Below are 16,045 nucleotides of genomic sequence, written 5' to 3'. Positions count from 1 at the left end.
AAAACACTTCACATTCCTGCCCTGCCTTTTCCGCGGCAGCAGGCATGGCCTACGCTCGAAACAGGTCACGAGTGCCAGCGCGAAACCCCGGTTTGCTGGCCGGCAACCCTCCATTCGCGGTGGGGTGCCCCGGGTGACGACCTGGCCGGTCCGGAACGGACCCGGCAAGCGCGGATCCCCGGTACGTGGGGTCCTTTTCGAGCGAGGTCCCATGACGACTGCCACGATTCCTGCCACCCCCGAACTCCAGTCCGGCGCCGGCCGGACCCGTCCCGAGGCGCGGTTCGCCGCCGCCCGCCGGCCGCTGTCCGCGGTGACCGGAGCGGAGATCCAGGCTCCCCTCATCCAGGGCGGGCACGTCCGCTACGCCAATCTGGATTATGGCGCCTCGGCCCCTGCCCTGTCCGTGGTCTCGGCCTACCTCAACGAGATCCTGCCGTACTACGCCAGCGTCCACCGCGGTGCCGGCTACGCCTCCCAGATCAGCACATCGGTCTACGAGAATGCCCGGACCATTGTCCGCGACTTCGTCGGCGGCCGGCCGGACGATTCGGTGATCTTCACCCGGAACACCACCGACTCCCTTAACCTGCTGGCAGGCTGCCTGCCCGCCGTCGACGGCGTGCACACCGGCGAGGTGCTCTACCTCGACATCGAGCACCACGCCAACCTGCTGCCGTGGCAGCGGGTGCCCCACCGCAGCGTCATCGCCGCGCCGACCCTCGCCGCCACCCTGGAACTGCTCCGCGGGGAACTCGCCCACGGCGGCGTCAGCCTCCTCGCCGTCACCGGCGCCTCCAACGTCACCGGCGAGATCCTGCCGATCCGGGCCCTCGCCGCCCTCGCGCACGACTACGGCGCCCGGATCGTCGTCGACGCCGCCCAGCTGGCGCCGCACCGGCGGATCGACATCGCCGCCGACGACGTCGACTACCTCGCCTTCTCCGGGCACAAGCTTTACGCGCCGTTCGGCGCCGGGGTGCTGATCGGCCGTCCCGACTGGCTCGACGCCGGCACCCCGCACCTGGCCGGCGGCGGAGCCGTGCAGGACGCCCGGATCGACGCTGTCAGCTGGACCACCGGTCCGGCCCGGCATGAAGGCGGCTCCCCCAACGTCCTCGGCGCCGCCACCCTCGCCCGGGCCACCCAGGTCATCGCCGATCTGGATGTGGAGCAGTGGCACGCGCACGAAAACGCCATCCGGTCATTCCTCGTCGAGGGCCTCGCCGGGATCGACGGCGTAAGCGTCCACCAGATCTTCCCGGACAGTGCTTCCTTCGATGCGTCCTTCGACGCAGGATCCGGAGCCGTCGCAGGCACCGGCACGATCGGCGTCGTCAACTTCTCGGTGGAAGGCTACGACGCGGGCCTGGTGGCGGCGTACCTGTCGGCCGAACACGGCATCGGGCTGCGCGACGGCCGCTTCTGCGCGCACCCCCTGCTCCGGCGGCTCGGCATGCCCTCGGGTTCGCTGCGGGCAAGCTTCGGCCTGGGATCCCGGCTGGAGGACGCCGAGCGGCTGCTGGCAGCACTCCAGGAGCTGCGCCGGAACGGCCTCGGCTGGGACTACGTCGTCGACGCCGGCCGCTGGGTGCCCGCCAACGACACCCGCAGCTACCCGCACTGGGCCCCCAACACGCCCGGAACCGCCGGCGCGGCCCCCTGCACCCGGGACTGACTGACAGCGCGGATCCGCCAGCCCTGTGAAAACACGGCCCTGCCGCGTGCGGTAAATTCGATGGGTATCCATCCGGACCTGCCGAAGGAGATCGCACGTGGCAAGCGGCGGACCCAAGCTGCACGGGGGCCCCTTGTTGGGAGGCGGCCCCAAGCTGGATCAGGAGCGGCGCCAGGAGCTGGGCCAGAGCTTCCAGGACGGCGGGGAGCACTACGACCGCGTCCGCCCCGGGTACCCCGGGGATTCGGCCGACTGGCTGATCCCGGCCGGTGCCCGGGACGCCGCGGACCTCGGCGCCGGCACCGGGAAGTTCACTGCCCTGCTGGCCGGGCGCGGCCTGCACACGGTGGCGGTGGACCCGTCCGCCGACATGCTCGGGCAGCTGCGCCGGACGCTTCCGGGCGTCACCGCCGTCGTGGGTACTGCCGAGCAGACGGGGCTTCCCGGCGAAGCGTTCGACGTCGTGACCGTCGCCCAGGCCTGGCACTGGTGCGATCCGCTGCCGGCCAGCACGGAGATCGCCAGGATCCTCCGCCCGCACGGGATGCTGGGGCTGATCTGGAACCAGCTGGACACGTCCGTTCCCTGGGTGCACCGGCTCTCGCGCATTATGCATGCCGGGGATGTGCACAAACCGCACTTCACACCGCCGCTGGGCCCGGAATTCACGGGGCTGGAGAGCCACCTCACGCGCTGGGAAGATCCGGTGCGCACCGCGGACATCATGGAGCTGACGAAGTCCCGCAGCTACTATCTGGCGGCCAGCGAGACGACCCGCGCCAAGGTGCTGGGCAACCTCGACTGGTATCTGCACGAGCATCTGGGCCACCGCCCGGAAGACGTCATCGCGCTCCCCTACCTGACCCAGAGCTGGCGGGCCGTCCGGGCCTGAACCCGACGGGCGGCACTGCACGACCTCCGGGATTGCCCCGGACAGGCGCGCTGGCTTATGGTTTCGGTATGCCTAATAATTATTTGTAGGCACTCGCAAACTCCGGTGCCGGTGCGAACCGCCGCTACCGGCCGCGTCGCCGTCGACGCACCTACCAGGGGAGCCCACCGTGCTGGAAGTGACAGGACCCGAATCTGCGGCGCCGGCGGCGCCCCGCCGGCCGAAACCGGGCCGCCGCGCCATCATCGGCCTGCTGGGCCCGGCCTTCGTCGCCGCGATCGCCTACGTGGACCCCGGCAACGTTGCGGCCAACCTCACGGCCGGCGCCCAGTACGGCTACCTCCTGGTCTGGGTCCTCGTGGCGGCCAACATCATGGCTGTGCTGGTGCAATACCAGTCAGCCAAACTCGGGATCGTCACCGGGAAGAGCCTGCCCGAGATTCTCGGCGAGCGGCTCAAGCCGTTCTGGCGCCGCGCGTTCTGGGTCCAGGCCGAGATCGTGGCCGCTGCCACCGACCTTGCCGAGGTGGTGGGCGGCGCGATCGCGCTCTACCTGCTCTTCGGGTTGCCCCTGCCCCTCGGCGCAGTGATCGTCGGCGGCGTCTCCATGGCCCTGCTCGCCGTACAGGCCCGGAACAAGCAGCGGTCCTTCGAATTCATCATCATGTTCCTGCTGGGCATCATCACGATCGGATTCCTGGCCGGCCTCTTCATCAGTCCGCCGGACCCTGCGGGCGTCGCCGCCGGACTGATCCCAGGCTTCCAGGGTCCGGACACGGTGCTGCTGGCTGCCAGCATGCTCGGCGCCACGGTGATGCCGCACGCCATCTACGTCCACTCGGCCCTGTCCCGGGACCGGCACCGTCCGAACCCGCACCTGCATGTCCCCCCGCAGGCCCTCGCCCGCCTCGTCAAGGCAACCCGCTGGGACGTCGTGGCGGCCCTGGCCATCGCCGGCATCGTGAACATCGGGATGCTGCTGCTGGCCGCATCGACCCTGGGCGGTGAGGAGGGAACGGACACCATCGAAGGCGCCCATGCCGCGATCACCACCAATCTGGGTCCGGTCATCGGTGTCATCTTCGCCGTCGGCCTGCTCGCCTCCGGCCTGGCCTCGACGTCCGTGGGCTGCTATGCCGGGGGATCCATCATGCAGGGGCTGCTCAAAATCCGGATCCCGCTGATGACGCGCCGCGTGGTCACCCTGATCCCGGCCGTTGTGCTGTTGAGCATCGGTTTCGATCCCACCTGGGGCCTGGTCCTCAGCCAGGTTGTCCTGAGCTTCGGTATCCCCTTCGTGCTTGTCCCGCTGGTTGTCCTGACCAGCAACAAGGCCCTGATGGGCCGCTTCGCCGATGGGATGGCACTGCGGATTGCCGCCGTCATCAGCGTGATCCTGGTCGTGGCGCTCAATCTCGTCCTGCTGTGGCTGACGTTCTCCGGCGCCGCCTGACGGTAGGCTGGAGGCTGTGAAGACCAGTCTGCCCTCCTCCTCGATCGAGGACTACGTCAAGGTCATCTACTCCTTCACGGAGTGGCAGGACAAGCCCATCACCTCCACGCAACTGGCCCAGCGCCTCGGCGTGGCCAACTCCTCGGTCTCCGAAATGGTCCGCAAGCTCAAGGACCAGGGCCTGGTGGACCACCAGCCCTACAGCGCCATCACCCTCACGGCCGACGGTGTCCGGCTGGCGTTGTCCATGGTCAGGCGGCACCGGCTTATTGAAACGTTCCTGGTCCGGGAGCTCGGCTACCGCTGGGACGAGGTCCACGACGAAGCCGAGCTCCTGGAACACGCGGTTTCTGACACCTTCATCGAACGGATGGCCGCCAAGCTTGGGAACCCGGTGCGGGACCCGCACGGCGATCCGATCCCTGCCGCGGACGGCTCCGTGCTGATGCCGCCGGCCCACCGGATGAGCGAGCTCGACGACGGGCACACCGGCCGGATCACCCGGATCAGCGACGAAAACCCCGAGCTCCTGCGCTACCTTTCCGCGGAGGACATTGATCTCGACGCCGACGTCGAGGTTCTGGGCCGCAAACCGTTCGGCGGCGCCCTGGTGGTCCGTATCGGCTCCGGCGGCACCCGGCAGGACGTCGACCTCGCCGAGGAAGTCGCCTCCGCCCTCTGGGTCCACAGCGACACCGTCCATCCCGGCTGCAGCCTCAAGCGGTCCTGAGTGCTGGCCCTGCTGACCGGAGCCGCGGCATGAAGCGCGCAGCGAAGGCGTTATCACCGGCTGTTGCTGCGCCGCCTCCCGGGATGCCGGGCTGGCGCGCGTGGGCTGCCGTCGCCGTCGGCGGCCTGATCGGAACGGAACTGCGCTACGGGGCCGGCCTGGCTTTCCCGGAGGCAGCGGGCACCATTCCCTGGACCACCCTGGTGATCAACGTCGTCGGAAGTTTTGTCTTGGCGGCCCTGACCACGGTCTGGATCGCCCGGCCGAGGACCGCCTTCTGGCTGCGGGCCGGGCTCGGTCCCGGGCTGCTGGGTTCCTTCACCACGTTTTCGGCGGTGGTGTTCGCCATCGACCAGCAGTTCCGGGCCGGCTTCCATGCCAGCTGGCTGGCCTACCTGGCGCTCTCGCTCATGCTGGGACTCGCCGCCGCCGCCGCCGGGTGGAAGACCGGCAAGGCCCTGGCCGACCTGACCGGCGGGGCGTCATGACCACCGCCGTGCTCGTGGGAGTCTTTGGCGTCGCGGGCGCCTTGCTGCGCTTCGCCGTCGACTCCTGGTTTGCGCACCATCCGGGACCCCGTCCCCACTGGCCCTGGGCAACCCTCGCCGTCAACGTGGCCGGCTCCTTCATCATCGGCGCGGCCCTGGGGATGACCGGGCAGCTGGGGCTGGGACCCGAGTGGCAGTCCGGCCTCTCGGCCGGGCTCGCCGGCGGCCTCACCACGTTCAGTTCCTGGACCACCGCCACGGTGCGCCTGGTCAGCGAGACGCGCTACCGCGCAGCCGCCGCCAATATTGCCGCCAACCTGGTCACGGGCCTGGCAGCAGCGGCGCTCGGCATGGCCGTCACCGGCCTATGACGAGCCTAACGCCGGCCCTCCGGCGGCGGTAGGAGCACCTTCACATCCCGTATCGTTGAAGGATGATTACCCGCCGTGTTGCAGCCCAGATCCTCGACATTCCGCTGGAAATGGCACACCGTCACGGCATCCCGTCCCGGTTGAGCGACGCTGAGCTCGGCGAACTCCTGGACAACCCGCCGCAGTGGCTGGTCCAGTCCAAGGCCAACCGGACCGGCAAACGCCCGGTGTGGGTCCAGCTGACGTGTGCCGTCTGCGGATTCTCCGAGGCGGCCCGGCCGAAGAAGTGGTGGCCGGAGTTCACCTACGTGTGCTGCGCGCACCATTCCTCGGTCGAGATCCCCGGCGTCGGCGCCGGCCTGGTCCGCAGCGAATATGAGGGTGTGGGCAGCCGGTTCGTTGGCATCGTGGACGTAGCGGTACCCGAGGCGTAACTTAATATCACGGGGGCCATCCCGGCCCCCTGCCGTTAGGGAGCGCCCACATGCCTGACAAATCGCCGCACCGGAGCATGGCCAAGAAGCCGGTGAAAACCATCAAGGAAAAACGGGCCGAGAAGAAGTCCAAGAACGTCGCGGAGACGCACGCGGACCCGGTCGCCCACATCAAGAAGCGTTGAGCCCAGCCCGCCGGCCGGGCCGCCGCTTCTGCCAACAAACGGGCAAAGCAAAAGGCCGGAAGCTGACGCTTCCGGCCTTTTGCGTGGAACTTTACGGGGTGGGGCACCGTTTCCGGTGGCCCGATGGTGGAGATGGGGGGAATTGAACCCCCGTCCGATGTCGTGTTGTCAGGGCTTCTCCGGGCGCAGTTTGCGGTGGATTTTCTCGGCCCCGGCCATGCTGCAAACAGCTGGCTGATCCGGGCCCAGTCATCTAAGAGTCCCGTCCACCCCGATGACGGGGGTAAACAGCAGTGGCTATCTAAATGACGCCAGGATCCGGGGCAATAGCAACCTCGGGCTGACGGACTGTCTTACTGCTTAGGCAGCGAGAGCGAAGTCAGTGCGTTTTGATTCGGCACTTATTGGTTTGCAGACAGCGTTTACGAGATAATTCTGCATCCTCGGCCCGCTTCACCTGTCGCGACTAACATCGTCGAAACCGATCATCCCCGTATTTTTTTATCAAACCGTTCAGGACTCTTGCTGCACCGCCGCAGCTGATGCTTTTAGCGGATGCTGCGCCGTTCCTTCCCGGACTATCAAGCATAACGCACCTCCGGGCAGATTCATTCCCGCGGCCTTCAGTGCGGCTCCTTAGCGCCGGTTCCGCTCGCGCATCACGCGCAGGGCCTCGCGCTTGTCCTGCTGTTCGCGCAGGGTCTGGCGCTTGTCGTATTCCTTTTTGCCGCGGGCGACGCCGATCTCCACCTTCGCCCGGCCGTCCAGGAAGTACAGCTGGAGGGGGACGATCGTGAAACCGGACTCGCGGATCTTGTGCGAGATCTTGGTGAGTTCGTCGCGGTGCAGCAGCAGCTTCCGACGGCGGCGCGCGGCGTGGTTGGTCCAGCTCCCCTGGTGGTACTCGGGGATGTGGATGCCCTCCATCCACAGCTCGTCGTTGTAGAAGGTGCAGAAACCGTCGACCATGGAGGCGTGGCCCTCGCGGAGGGACTTCACTTCCGTTCCCATGAGCGCGATCCCGGCCTCGTAGGTGTCGAGGATGTGGTAGTCGTGCCGGGCCTTGCGGTTGGTGGCCACTACCTTACGGCCACTTTCTTTCGGCACGGTAGAACTCCTTGAATCGAGGGGTGGGCCCTATGCCGGAGCGGCGCAGGCTTCTTCCAGTTTACGGCAGGGCCGCAGCCCGGCCGTGTGGCTTCCGCTCCGGGCGGATCAGAGCAGGTTCATCGGGTCGACGGCCCTGCCGTTAAGCCAGGTCTCGAAGTGCGAGTGGCAGCCGGTGGAGTTTCCGGTGGTTCCGGAGTAGGCGATCAGCTGGCCGCGGCTGACCTGCTGGCCCGGCGAGACCACAACGCTGGTGTTGTGGTAGTAAATTGTGGTCAGCGAGTTGCCCTGGATGACGCCGTGGGAGATTTTGACGTTGTTACCGCCGCCGTCGTTGGCCCAGCCGGCCGAGAACACCGTGCCGGCCGCCGCGGCAAAGACCGGCGTGCCGCAGGCGGCGCCGAAGTCGATGCCGGTGTGCATGTAACCGCCCTGGCCGTAGAAGTCGATGGTGCCCGGCGGCGTCGCACGCCAGCCAAAGCCGGAAGTGATCGGGACGCCGTTGAGGGGATGCTGCAGGCCGAAGGCCGACGGCGAGCCGGCCGGGGCGGGGACATAGGGCGCGGGCGCCTTGGTCTGGCCCTGGGCGCGGGCAGCCGCTGCCGCGGCGGCCGCGGCTGCCTCGGCGATCCGGCGCTGTTCGGCTTCCCAGGCCTCGCGCAGTTTCCGGTCGCGTTCGGCGATGTCCGCGGCGACGGCGTCCTGCTGGGACTTGACCTGGGCGAGCTGGGTCTGGATTCCCGGCTTGGCGGCCTGGAGTTCGGCGTCCAGCCGGGTGGTGTCGGCGATGAGCTTGTCCACCTGGGCCTTTTTGGCCTCAGCCTCGTCGCGGGCTGCCTGTTCGCGGGCCAGCGCGGCGTCGGCCTTGGCCTTGAGGTCCTTGATTTCGGCTTCCACCGCTTCGAGCCGGGCCTGGGAGTTGACGTTGGTGGCGTTCTGCTGGGTGAGCTTGTCCATGGCGGAGTTCTGGCTGCGCATGGCCTGGTCGGCCAGGTCGATCGTGTCCGTGAGGCTGCCAGTGTTGTTGGAGCCGAAGAACAGTGAAAGGTTGGAGGGGACTCCCCCGGACTTGTAGGCCTGGGTGGCGATCTGTCCGATCAGCTTCTTTGTGTCGGTAATCTTCTGTTTGTCCGTCTCGAGCTGCTGGGTGATCTTGGCCTTGTTCTGCTGCGCCAGGTCCACGCGGGCCGCGAGTGCCTCGGCTTCCTTGACGGCGCCGGCCACCCGGCCCTGGGCTTCGAGCAGGGACTGCTGGGCACCGGGGAGCTGGCCCTGGTACAGGACGAGGTCCCCGGCCGCCTGGGCGATCCGGGAGTCGACGAACTCGAGGGAGTGCTGGACCCGGGTCGCTTCCTCACGGAGCGCCGCCTGCTGGTCTTCGAGGGTGTCGGCGAATGCCACCGGCGTTGAGGCGCCCATGCCCGCCGCCAGGACAAGGGCCAGTGCGGCGCTGACGATGCGGGCACGGCGGCCGCCCACGGCAGGCCGGGTGGTGCCCGGCCGGGGGGCGGTACGGTGCATCGGTGTCATGGGGTTCCCTTTTTCGTTGCGCACGCTAGACCCTCAAGTATCGTCGAAGTGTCAGGAGTGATGATACGCCCGCCAGCAGCACGCCGAGTCCGATCAGGGCCGGGGCCAGGATCAGCGTCTGACCTGCGGAGATGAAGGCGGTGTCCGGATACTGCTTGGACAGGTAGCCGCCAAGGAAGAAGTGCGCCACAGCCCACAGCGTTCCCGAGGCCAGCGCCGCACCGATCACGGCGGCAATCACGCCCTCGAGGATGAACGGCAGCTGGATCACGATCTTCGAGGCCCCAACCAGGCGCATGATCCCGGTCTCCCGGCGCCGGCTGAAGGCCGACAGCCGGATCGTGGTGGCGATCAGCAGGATGGCACAGACAATCATCACGCCGGCGACACTCACCGCCACGAGGGACGCGGCGTTCATGACCGAGAAGAGCCGCTCCAGGAGCTGGCGCTGGTCGATCACGGTTTCAACGCCGGCCTGTGAGGAGAAGGTCTCGCTGATGATCTGGTACTTCTCCGGGTCCTTCATGTTGATCCGGAAGGAGGCCGGGAGCTGGTCCGGGGTCACCGAGTCGACAATCGGGGAGTTGGAGAACTGTTCCTTGAAGTGCTTGTACGCGTCGTCCTTGGACTCGAACTGGAAGTCGTTGACGTACTGGGCCACCGCCGGCGACTCCAGGAGCTTGGCCAGGTTGTCCTGCTGCTCCGGGGTGGCCGGGCCGGTAGCGCAACCGGCCGCCGTCGAACCGTCACTGCAGAGGAAGATGGCGACCTGGACTTTGTCGTACCAGTAGCCCTTCATCTGGTTGATCTGCAGCTGCAGCATGCCGGCGGCGCCGACGAAGGTCAGGGACACGAACGTCACCAGAATGACGGAGACCACCATGGAAAGGTTGCGGCGCAGGCCGCTGCCGATCTCGGCGAGGACGAATTGGAGCCTCACAGCTGACCCTCCCCTGCGGCGCGCGCTTCGGCGCGGGCGTCGCTGCGGGTGGTTACCGCGGCTTGCGGTTCATCCCGTCCGCTGGCATCCCGCAGGCGGCGCGATTGTCCAACGACCGGAATCATGGAGGTGTAGAGGGCCTTGGCCTCGTCACGGATGATGACGCCGTTGCGGAGTTCGACGACGCGTTTGCGCATCTCGTTGACGATGTCGTCGTCGTGGGTGGCCATCACCACGGTGGTGCCGTTCTGGTTGATCTTGTCCAGCACGCCCATGATCCCCATCGAGGTCGTCGGGTCCAGGTTGCCGGTGGGCTCATCAGCCAGCAGGATTCCGGGGCGGTTGACGACGGCGCGGGCGATCGCCACGCGCTGCTGCTCGCCGCCGGAGAGCTCGTGCGGAAGGCGGTTTTCCTTGCCTTCGAGGCCGACGGTCTTGAGGACCTCGGGAACGGTGTCGCGGATGACGCTGCGGCTCTTGCCGATGACCTGCATCGCGAAGGCGACGTTGGCGAAGACGGTCTTCTGCGGCAGCAGGCGGAAGTCCTGGAACACGACGCCGATCCCGCGGCGGAGCCGGGGCACGCGCCAGCTGGAGATGTTTGCGACGTTCTGGCCGGCCACGTAGACGGCGCCGGAGGAGGCGCGGTCCTCTTTGAGGACAAGGCGCAGGAAGGTCGATTTGCCGGAACCGGAGGCCCCGACGAGGAAGGCGAATTCGCCGCGGTCGATTTCAAGGTTGATCGAATCCAGCGCGGGGCGCGCCTTCTGGTCATAGACCTTGGTGACATTTTCGAAACGGATCATGGCCCTAAGTACCCTGCAGGACGTGGACGGGTACGGCCCAGTTCTGCTGCCGGTGCGCGGGCTTTCTAGTGGGGGAAGTAGAGCTCCGGCTTTTCGACTATACGCACGGGTCCCGGCGGATCGGCCGGAGTGCGGGGGCGTGTCGCAGGATTAGACGGGAGGGACAGGTGTGACGCGAGAGCCAAAAGGTGATGCTGGCGTGCCGCTACTTGTCCGCGTTGCGGTTGTCGGTCCGCCAGCGGATGCCGGCGTCGATGAAGTCGTCGATCTCGCCGTCGAACACGGCCGAGGTGTTCCCGACCTCGTGCTCGGTGCGGAGGTCCTTGACCATCTGGTACGGGTTCAGGACGTAGGAGCGCATCTGGTCGCCCCAGGAGGCCTTTACGTCGCCGGCGAACGCCTTTTTCTCCGCGTCCTCCTGCTCCTTCTTCAGCAGCAGGAGCCGGGACTGCAGCACGCGCAGGGCCGCCGCGCGGTTCTGCAGCTGGGACTTCTCGTTCTGCATCGACACGACGGTGCCGGTGGGGATGTGCGTCAGGCGCACGGCGGAGTCGGTGGTGTTGACCGACTGGCCGCCGGGGCCGGAGGAACGGAAGACGTCGACGCGGATCTCGTTGTCCGGGATGTCAATGGAGTCGGTCTGCTCGATCAGCGGGATGACTTCGACGGCGGCGAACGAGGTCTGGCGGCGGCCCTGGTTGTCGAAGGGGCTGATCCGGACCAGGCGGTGGGTGCCGGCCTCGACGCTGAGCGTGCCGTAGGCGTAGGGTGCCTTGACCTCGAAGGTGGCGGACTTGAGTCCGGCTTCTTCGGCGTAGGAGGTGTCCATGATGGTGGTCGGGTAGCCGTGGCGTTCGGCCCAGCGCAGGTACATCCGGAGCAGCATTTCGGCGAAGTCCGCGGCGTCCACTCCCCCGGCGCCGGCGCGGATCGTGACGACAGCTTCGCGCTCGTCGAACTCACCGGACAGCAGCGTCACGACTTCGAGATCCTTGAGCGCCTTGCGGATCGATTCCAGTTCGGTGGCGGCTTCGCCCATCGAGGCGGCGTCGTCCTCGTCCTGGCCCAGTTCCACGAGGACTTCGAGGTCGTCGATCCGGGAGGTGAGGGACTCGAGGCGTGCCAGTTCGGACTGGCGGTGCGAGAGCCTCGAGGTGATCACCTGGGCGGCCGCGGGATCGTCCCACAGATTGGGTTCGCCGGCCCGTTCGCTGAGTTCGGCGATGTCCTCCTTCAGCGCGTCGACATTCGAAACGTTCTCGATCGAGGCGTAGGTGGCGCGGAGGGCGCGGATTTCTGCGGGAAAATCAATGTTTGCCATGGTTTTTTAAGCCTACGCTATCCGTGCGGGCCACCCGGACTGGGTCGCGGGACATTGCTGCGGGACGTGATACAGGCTAGCGCGTGAGCCGGGAACGCGCCGTCGAACTGGCGTCGATCCTGATGCCGTCCGGGACCAGGAAGTTGACCACGGGCGGGTGGACAGCGGCGCTGAGGACGACGACGGCGGTGGAGCCGTCCGGGCTGCCCGTGCCCGGCCCGACGGCGAGTCCGCTGAAGCGGGTGAAGGCGCTGCTGCGGTCCAGGAACTCGACGGCGGCGCTGCGCACGCGGGTACCGGTCAGGACTGCCGTGGGGGTGCCGCCACCGGTTTCGAGCTGTCCGAGCGTGAAGCTGTCTGCGGCGGCCACCGAGGCGCCGTCGGCCATCGACAGGAGTTTCTTGTGCTCGATGTAGACGCTGGACGCGGCGATGACCACGGTGGTGATCAGCAGCGCGAGCAGCACGAAGCCGATGATCAGCACCATCAGCTGCCCGGCGTCGCGGGGCTGGCGGCCGAGTGGTTGCTCCGTCCCGTCATGGCTCATCGGAAGCGGCCCACCAGCTGGGTGGCGGAGGCGCTGAGCTGCCCGGCGTTCAGGTCCAGCACCTCGCTGAACGGGACGAACGGCAGCGGCACCGTGAGATGGACGGTGACCGTCACGGCCGAGCCCGCTGCCATGCAGTCCGCGGGTTCGCACGTCGTTTCAATGTGGGCGTCCGCCGCCGGGTGCCCGTGGTCGGCGAGCGCCAGCAGCACGGCCTGCTCGGCGGCGGCCCGGCCGGCCCCGGCGTCGGGCTGGGCGACGAAGACCTTGGCGGCCTGGTCCGCGGCTCCGACCACCGCGAAGGAGCCGCCCTGGAGCTGGCCCATGGTGATGATGAAGTAGACCAGCGGCACCATCAGCAGCAGTGACAGGAACGTGAATTCAACGACGGCGCTTCCCCGTTCGGCAACGTCGCCGCTGCTAGGGCTGGATGGCGGCATGCCCCTTCACCTCCAGCACTGCGCGGGGACCGATCAGCCCGATCACGGGCAACGGCGCGCGGACCGTGACTTCGAGGGTCCGGATGCCCTGGTAGGTGGCTTCGCTTGTGGTCACATCGGTGGCAAAGTCCTGGTTCAGCGCGACCCCGATCAGCTGGGCGGTCCGCTCCCGGGCGTCCCCGGAGCCGCGGTCCGCGAGGGTGCCGTATCTCGCGCCTGAAGCGGCGGCGTCGATCAGCGTGTTCCGGACGTGGAGGACAAGGGTGAGCTGGACGATGGCGAGGAAGAACAGCGTCAGCAGTCCACCCACGAGGACAAAGTCCACCACCGCCGAACCCCTTTCGTCAGTTCGGCCCCGGCCGGCGCCGGGCAGGCGCACGGGTTACTGCCCGACCTTGTCCATGGCCTGGTTGAACAGCCCTTCCAGCGCCGGCCCGGCGAGCGCCAGGAGTGCGGCGACCAGGACGGCCGACATGAGGGTGATCATCACCCAGCCGGGCACGTCCCCCCGCTCGCGGTGGTCGCCGTGATCGCCGCCCCGCCGTCCGCGGGCTTCCTCCGACGTGTCAGGTCTGGCCAGCCCAGGCATCAGGCTGATGGTGCAGAGCAACAATGCCATGCGGTTTAGGATCTGTTTCACGGTCTCCCCTTTGGTGGGTGGTGCGGTTGTCCTGGTGCTTCCTTACTGGTTCCTCTGTTGCTACAAACCCATGCTGATGGCGGCCAGGCCGGGAAAGACGGCGAACACGACCGTCAGCGGCAGGACACCGAAGACCACGGGAATCATCATTCCAATTTCCTTTTTGCCTGCCGACTCCATCAGCTCGCGCTTTGCCGTATCGCGGACGTCCTGGGCCTGCGCCCTCAGCACCTCAGCGAGCGGTGTCCCGCGTTCGACGGCCACGATCAGCCCGTCTACGAAGCGGAGCACCGGGCCAAGCTCGGTCCTAGCGGAGAACTCCTGGAGGGCTTCCACGAGTGGTTTCCCCGCCCTGGTCTCCGCCAGGACACGGGTGAAGTCCTTGGACAGCTCTCCCCGGGCGCTGCGGCACACCCGGTCCAGCGCGCCGGTGGCACTTTCTCCCGCGCTGACGGCGAGCGCCATGAGTTCGGCGATGCTGGGGAATTCCGCCATCATGCGCGCTTCGCGCTTCCTGATCCGGGCGCCCAGCAGATAGTCCCGCAACAGAAATCCGCCAGCGGCGCTGCCAATCACCAGCACGACGGCGAGCAGGGGGCTGAACCGTCCGGCCACGCCGAAGAGCACGACTGCCCCGACCGCCGCAACGAAGCCGCCCGCGCCCCAGAGCAGCTGTTCGGCCCGGAAGTCGGCGGGCGTCTTGGCGCTCCCGGCCCTGGCCAGGCGGCGGTTCAAGGCCAGGGACCCGGGATTCAGCCTCCCCAGCCAGGTGACGGCGTCACCGATGACCGGACGCAGGATTCGTTCCAGGGGCCCGAACGGGGTGATGGTGCCCGGCACGGTGCGCAGGAGCCGGGATTCCAGGTTGTGGGACTTCAGCTGCGGGCGGATGCGTTCGACGAACGTGGTCGGCCGCATGAACGGCAGCCTGACCAGCAACAACCAGACTCCGCCGCCAAGGACGACTCCGCAGACAACGGCAGCCGCCGTCAGCCCGGTCATCGAAGGACCCGCTCATCTGCCGGGAGCGCGCCAATGCGCAGCATGATGGCATAGGAGACCAGGGAGACCGCCAGTCCCCCCAGCAGGACGGCGGCCCCGAGGGGAGTGTTGTAGGCAGCCACCGCTTCGGGCCGGCTTGCCAGCAGGACCAGGACCAGCCAGGGGGCGGCCACAGCGAGGCGCGCGGCGTTGACGGTCCAGGACTGCCGGGCCTCCAGCTCGCTCCGGGTGCGGGCACTCTCGCGCAGGAACTCCGCCAGGGTGCCCAGCAGCCGGCCCAGATCCGACCCGCCCACCTCCCTGGTCAGCCGGAGCGCCTCGACGATCCGGTCCGCCACGGGGTCCGCCAGCCGGTCCTTCAGCCGCGTCAGGCAGGGATCGAACTGCCCGCCGGAGCGGTAGTCCGAGCCGAAGTCGCGGAACACGTGTCGGAGCTCTTCGGGACCCTTGTCTCCCAGCTGGATGAGGGCTTCCGGGAGCGAGAGTCCAGCGCGGATCGCCGACCGGAGGTGGTCGACGACGTCGGGCCATAACTGGCGCAGGATGGCGCTCCGCTTCCGGGCGCGCCATTTGACGACGGCCAAGGGCAGCCAGCCGCCAAACAGGCCAAAGCAGCCAGAGATCGGCCAAGACCTGGTCACGGCGAAGAAAACGAGCATCGTGACCGCTCCGACGCCGAGGCAAGTCGCCAGCAAGCCGGCGCCGCTGACCTTCTCAATTCCGGCCGAGCGCAGCAGATCCTCCAGCCGGCTGCCTCGCGCCCTGGAGCTGGCCGCCTTGGGCTGTTCCCAGGCGGACCACCAGATCAGCAGGAGTCCGGCCCCGGCAAGCATGCCGAGCAGCGCCGCCATCAGCCCGCCTCCAGCAGAGCCGCGACGTCGTACCCGGCCCGGGCAAACTTCTCGGCTGCCGGCATCGAGATGGCCCTGGGCTGCAGCCGGCCGTCAGCGAGGGCGAAGACCATCGAGGATTCGATGATCCCGCTTTCCACGCGCCGGCCCAACGACAGGATCTCCGTCACTTCCCGGCGTCCGCTCGCGTGCCGGGCGCAGTGGACCACGAGGTCGATACAGGATGCCACTGTCGGCACCACGAAGGCACTCGAGATGTTCTCGCCAGCCAGCAACGGCAGCGTGCAGATCTTCGTGACTGCGTCGCGGGCCGAGTTGGCGTGGACCGTGCACATGCCTGGTAAGCCCGAGTTCAAAGCGATCAGCATATCCAGGCTCTCAGCCTCCCGGACTTCGCCCACCACCAACCTGTCGGGGCGCATGCGCAACGCCTCCTTGACCAGCCTGCGCATGGGGATTTCGCCTTCGCCCTCCAGATTCGGTTGCCGGCACTGCAGCCCGACGACGTCCCGCAGGGGAAACTGCAGCTCGAAGATCTCCTCGACGGTGATGACGCGTTCGCGGGTTCCAATGCTCGCCGCCAGGCAGTTGAGCATGGTGGTTTTGCCGACTTGACGCTAATGTACCCCC

At 67.7% G+C, this 16,045-nt stretch carries 19 protein-coding genes, 1 other RNA gene, 1 pseudogene and 1 riboswitch; of the genes and pseudogenes, 8 read left to right on the top strand and 13 right to left on the bottom strand.

The window, feature by feature from the left end:
- Positions 1-63 precede the first annotated feature (63 nt).
- Positions 64-177: riboswitch (SAM riboswitch) on the top strand.
- A 34-nt stretch (positions 178-211) separates the two neighbouring features.
- The 8 genes from ACZY0Y_RS12970 (at position 212) to ACZY0Y_RS12935 (ending at position 6,231) form a co-directional block, all read left to right on the top strand.
- A complete protein-coding gene (locus ACZY0Y_RS12970; protein WP_463958366.1) occupies positions 212-1,678 on the top strand; it encodes an aminotransferase class V-fold PLP-dependent enzyme in 1,467 nt (488 codons plus the stop codon).
- 133 nt (positions 1,679-1,811) lie between these two features.
- Positions 1,812-2,570: a class I SAM-dependent methyltransferase gene (locus tag ACZY0Y_RS12965; protein ID WP_463958393.1), complete on the top strand. Its 759-nt coding sequence runs from the start codon at positions 1,812-1,814 to the stop codon at positions 2,568-2,570.
- A gap of 169 nt (positions 2,571-2,739) precedes the next feature.
- Entirely contained in the window at positions 2,740-4,023 is a 1,284-nt protein-coding gene (locus tag ACZY0Y_RS12960; protein WP_463958364.1) for an Nramp family divalent metal transporter, read from the top strand.
- 16 nt (positions 4,024-4,039) lie between these two features.
- Positions 4,040-4,753 (top strand): metal-dependent transcriptional regulator, encoded by a 714-nt coding sequence (locus ACZY0Y_RS12955; protein WP_463880000.1) that lies wholly within the window; start codon positions 4,040-4,042, stop codon positions 4,751-4,753.
- Between the two features lie 29 nt (positions 4,754-4,782).
- Positions 4,783-5,241, top strand: a complete 459-nt coding sequence (locus tag ACZY0Y_RS12950; RefSeq protein WP_463958362.1) for a fluoride efflux transporter FluC — start codon at positions 4,783-4,785, stop codon at positions 5,239-5,241.
- Entirely contained in the window at positions 5,238-5,612 is a 375-nt protein-coding gene (locus ACZY0Y_RS12945; protein ID WP_463958360.1) for a fluoride efflux transporter FluC, read from the top strand. Before ACZY0Y_RS12950 ends, ACZY0Y_RS12945 begins: the two co-directional genes overlap by 4 nt.
- Positions 5,613-5,674: 62 nt before the next feature.
- Positions 5,675-6,046 carry a hypothetical protein gene (locus ACZY0Y_RS12940; protein ID WP_463879995.1) on the top strand — a complete coding sequence of 124 codons (372 nt, stop codon included), beginning with the start codon at positions 5,675-5,677 and terminating at the stop codon, positions 6,044-6,046.
- A 50-nt stretch (positions 6,047-6,096) separates the two neighbouring features.
- A complete protein-coding gene (locus ACZY0Y_RS12935; RefSeq protein WP_272927706.1) occupies positions 6,097-6,231 on the top strand; it encodes a hypothetical protein in 135 nt (44 codons plus the stop codon).
- Positions 6,232-6,355: 124 nt separating this feature from the next.
- Here the strand turns inward: ACZY0Y_RS12935 and ssrA are convergent.
- The 13 genes and pseudogenes from ssrA to ACZY0Y_RS12870 all read right to left on the bottom strand — a co-directional run.
- Positions 6,356-6,724: a transfer-messenger RNA gene (ssrA, locus tag ACZY0Y_RS12930) on the bottom strand.
- Between the two features lie 143 nt (positions 6,725-6,867).
- Positions 6,868-7,338 carry an SsrA-binding protein SmpB gene (smpB, locus tag ACZY0Y_RS12925; RefSeq protein WP_024367797.1) on the bottom strand — a complete coding sequence of 157 codons (471 nt, stop codon included), beginning with the start codon at positions 7,336-7,338 and terminating at the stop codon, positions 6,868-6,870.
- A gap of 108 nt (positions 7,339-7,446) precedes the next feature.
- Positions 7,447-8,859 carry a peptidoglycan DD-metalloendopeptidase family protein gene (locus ACZY0Y_RS12920; RefSeq protein WP_463958392.1) on the bottom strand — a complete coding sequence of 471 codons (1,413 nt, stop codon included), beginning with the start codon at positions 8,857-8,859 and terminating at the stop codon, positions 7,447-7,449.
- Positions 8,860-8,893: 34 nt separating this feature from the next.
- Positions 8,894-9,808 (bottom strand): permease-like cell division protein FtsX, encoded by a 915-nt coding sequence (gene ftsX, locus ACZY0Y_RS12915; protein WP_463879991.1) that lies wholly within the window; start codon positions 9,806-9,808, stop codon positions 8,894-8,896.
- Positions 9,805-10,614, bottom strand: a complete 810-nt coding sequence (ftsE, locus tag ACZY0Y_RS12910; protein WP_463958358.1) for a cell division ATP-binding protein FtsE — start codon at positions 10,612-10,614, stop codon at positions 9,805-9,807. Before ftsE ends, ftsX begins: the two co-directional genes overlap by 4 nt.
- Positions 10,615-10,819: 205 nt before the next feature.
- Entirely contained in the window at positions 10,820-11,935 is a 1,116-nt protein-coding gene (prfB, locus tag ACZY0Y_RS12905; RefSeq protein WP_463958356.1) for a peptide chain release factor 2, read from the bottom strand.
- A 76-nt stretch (positions 11,936-12,011) separates the two neighbouring features.
- A complete protein-coding gene (locus ACZY0Y_RS12900; protein WP_463958354.1) occupies positions 12,012-12,482 on the bottom strand; it encodes a pilus assembly protein TadG-related protein in 471 nt (156 codons plus the stop codon).
- The gene (locus tag ACZY0Y_RS12895; RefSeq protein WP_160664734.1) at positions 12,479-12,922 is read right to left on the bottom strand and encodes a hypothetical protein; all 444 of its coding nucleotides are present in this window, start codon (positions 12,920-12,922) and stop codon (positions 12,479-12,481) included. Before ACZY0Y_RS12895 ends, ACZY0Y_RS12900 begins: the two co-directional genes overlap by 4 nt.
- The gene (locus ACZY0Y_RS12890; RefSeq protein ID WP_463958390.1) at positions 12,903-13,247 is read right to left on the bottom strand and encodes a TadE family protein; all 345 of its coding nucleotides are present in this window, start codon (positions 13,245-13,247) and stop codon (positions 12,903-12,905) included. The genes ACZY0Y_RS12895 and ACZY0Y_RS12890 overlap by 20 nt, the downstream gene beginning before the upstream one ends.
- A 57-nt stretch (positions 13,248-13,304) precedes the next feature.
- Complete coding sequence (locus ACZY0Y_RS12885) at positions 13,305-13,511, bottom strand: hypothetical protein (RefSeq protein WP_463958389.1); 207 nt, start codon at positions 13,509-13,511, stop codon at positions 13,305-13,307.
- 111 nt (positions 13,512-13,622) lie between these two features.
- Entirely contained in the window at positions 13,623-14,564 is a 942-nt protein-coding gene (locus tag ACZY0Y_RS12880; protein WP_463958352.1) for a type II secretion system F family protein, read from the bottom strand.
- Positions 14,561-15,415, bottom strand: a complete 855-nt coding sequence (locus ACZY0Y_RS12875; RefSeq protein WP_463958351.1) for a type II secretion system F family protein — start codon at positions 15,413-15,415, stop codon at positions 14,561-14,563. The genes ACZY0Y_RS12880 and ACZY0Y_RS12875 overlap by 4 nt, the downstream gene beginning before the upstream one ends.
- Positions 15,415-16,029: pseudogene (locus ACZY0Y_RS12870) on the bottom strand (TadA family conjugal transfer-associated ATPase); the annotation flags it as partial. The gene ACZY0Y_RS12875 and the pseudogene ACZY0Y_RS12870, both read right to left, overlap by 1 nt.
- Positions 16,030-16,045 lie beyond the last annotated feature (16 nt).

It is taken from the genome of Pseudarthrobacter kochi, from assembly GCF_055412805.1.
Note: the sequence above shows the minus strand (reverse complement) of the source record. Positions and strands in the feature narration are given on the sequence as shown.

Bases quoted from the DNA above. Each gene is read 5' to 3' on its own strand.
- ACZY0Y_RS12935 (WP_272927706.1), top strand. From the start codon at position 6,097: ATGCCTGACAAATCGCCGCACCGGAGCATGGCCAAGAAGCCGGTGAAA.
- ACZY0Y_RS12875 (WP_463958351.1), bottom strand. From the start codon at position 15,415: ATGGCGGCGCTGCTCGGCATGCTTGCCGGGGCCGGACTCCTGCTGATC.
- ACZY0Y_RS12885 (WP_463958389.1), bottom strand. From the start codon at position 13,511: ATGCCTGGGCTGGCCAGACCTGACACGTCGGAGGAAGCCCGCGGACGG.
- ACZY0Y_RS12920 (WP_463958392.1), bottom strand. From the start codon at position 8,859: ATGCACCGTACCGCCCCCCGGCCGGGCACCACCCGGCCTGCCGTGGGC.
- ACZY0Y_RS12880 (WP_463958352.1), bottom strand. From the start codon at position 14,564: ATGACCGGGCTGACGGCGGCTGCCGTTGTCTGCGGAGTCGTCCTTGGC.
- ACZY0Y_RS12900 (WP_463958354.1), bottom strand. From the start codon at position 12,482: ATGAGCCATGACGGGACGGAGCAACCACTCGGCCGCCAGCCCCGCGAC.
- ACZY0Y_RS12970 (WP_463958366.1), top strand. From the start codon at position 212: ATGACGACTGCCACGATTCCTGCCACCCCCGAACTCCAGTCCGGCGCC.
- ACZY0Y_RS12945 (WP_463958360.1), top strand. From the start codon at position 5,238: ATGACCACCGCCGTGCTCGTGGGAGTCTTTGGCGTCGCGGGCGCCTTG.
- ftsE (WP_463958358.1), bottom strand. From the start codon at position 10,614: ATGATCCGTTTCGAAAATGTCACCAAGGTCTATGACCAGAAGGCGCGC.
- ACZY0Y_RS12895 (WP_160664734.1), bottom strand. From the start codon at position 12,922: ATGCCGCCATCCAGCCCTAGCAGCGGCGACGTTGCCGAACGGGGAAGC.
- ACZY0Y_RS12950 (WP_463958362.1), top strand. From the start codon at position 4,783: ATGAAGCGCGCAGCGAAGGCGTTATCACCGGCTGTTGCTGCGCCGCCT.
- ACZY0Y_RS12940 (WP_463879995.1), top strand. From the start codon at position 5,675: ATGATTACCCGCCGTGTTGCAGCCCAGATCCTCGACATTCCGCTGGAA.
- prfB (WP_463958356.1), bottom strand. From the start codon at position 11,935: ATGGCAAACATTGATTTTCCCGCAGAAATCCGCGCCCTCCGCGCCACC.